Annotated in this window: 7 tRNA genes and 1 rRNA gene; all 8 read right to left on the bottom strand. The window is 52.2% G+C overall.

Annotated elements, in window-relative coordinates:
* Position 1: 1 nt before the first annotated feature.
* Positions 2 to 77: transfer RNA gene (locus GJ688_RS19965), tRNA-Phe, on the bottom strand.
* Between the two features lies 1 nt (position 78).
* Positions 79 to 155 (bottom strand) — tRNA-Val (locus GJ688_RS19960).
* Between the two features lie 9 nt (positions 156 to 164).
* Positions 165 to 239, bottom strand: a tRNA-Cys gene (locus GJ688_RS19955).
* Position 240: 1 nt separating this feature from the next.
* Positions 241 to 316, bottom strand: a tRNA-His gene (locus GJ688_RS19950).
* A gap of 5 nt (positions 317 to 321) precedes the next feature.
* A tRNA-Gly gene (locus GJ688_RS19945) sits at positions 322 to 395 on the bottom strand.
* 20 nt (positions 396 to 415) lie between these two features.
* Positions 416 to 492 (bottom strand) — tRNA-Pro (locus GJ688_RS19940).
* A 3-nt stretch (positions 493 to 495) separates the two neighbouring features.
* Positions 496 to 589, bottom strand: a tRNA-Ser gene (locus GJ688_RS19935).
* Between the two features lie 145 nt (positions 590 to 734).
* Positions 735 to 915 (bottom strand): 23S ribosomal RNA (locus tag GJ688_RS19930); the annotation flags it as partial.

The raw sequence follows: 915 nt of genomic DNA, 5'->3' as shown, positions 1-915 counted from the left end.
ATGGTGCCTCGGGGCGGAATCGAACCACCGACACGAGGATTTTCAGTCCTCTGCTCTACCGACTGAGCTACCGAGGCATGGTGGGCGATAACGGAATCGAACCGCTGACCTCTTGCATGTCAAGCAAGCGCTCTAACCATCTGAGCTAATCGCCCGAGTAATTATGGAGGCGGCACCCAGATTCGAACTGGGGAATAAAGGTTTTGCAGACCTTTGCCTTACCACTTGGCGATGCCGCCATGGGGCGATTGATGGGACTTGAACCCACGAGTGCCGGAGCCACAATCCGGTGCGTTAACCACTTCGCCACAACCGCCATGATGGAGCGGGTGATGGGAATCGAACCCACGTAACTAGCTTGGAAGGCTAGGGCTTTACCATTAAGCTACACCCGCATTTTTACTTGTGATTAAGATGGTCGGAGTGACACGACTTGAACGTGCGGCCTCCTGCTCCCGAAGCAGGCGCTCTACCAAACTGAGCTACACCCCGATATGGCGGAGAGAAAGGGATTCGAACCCTTGAGACAGGTTTTGCCCGCCTACACGATTTCCAATCGTGCGCCTTCGACCAACTCGGCCATCTCTCCAAAGAACAATAAAGATTTTATAACAGAATCATCAGCTTTTCAAGGGGTTTTTCCTGGAAAAGAGCCCTTTATTTAAAGGGTTTGTCCATTAAGGGTTTGCCCCTTGAGAACTGCACAGGTTCGTATTATATACGATGTAAAGCTTAAGGTCAAGTCCTCGACCGATTCGTACCCGTCGACTGAACGCCTCACGGCGTGTACATCCCGAGCCGATCGACCAGGTCATCTTCCTGGGGTCTTACCTACTTGCGTAGTGGGAAGTCTCATCTTTGGGTCGGTTTCGCGCTTAGATGCTTTCAGCGCTTATCCGCTCCCGACATAGCTAC

Origin of the sequence: Heliobacterium mobile, from assembly GCF_009720735.1 — a bacterium.
In the GTDB taxonomy this organism is placed as follows: domain Bacteria; phylum Bacillota; class Desulfitobacteriia; order Heliobacteriales; family Heliobacteriaceae; genus Heliobacterium; species Heliobacterium mobile.
This window is presented reverse-complemented; position numbering and strand designations above follow the sequence as displayed.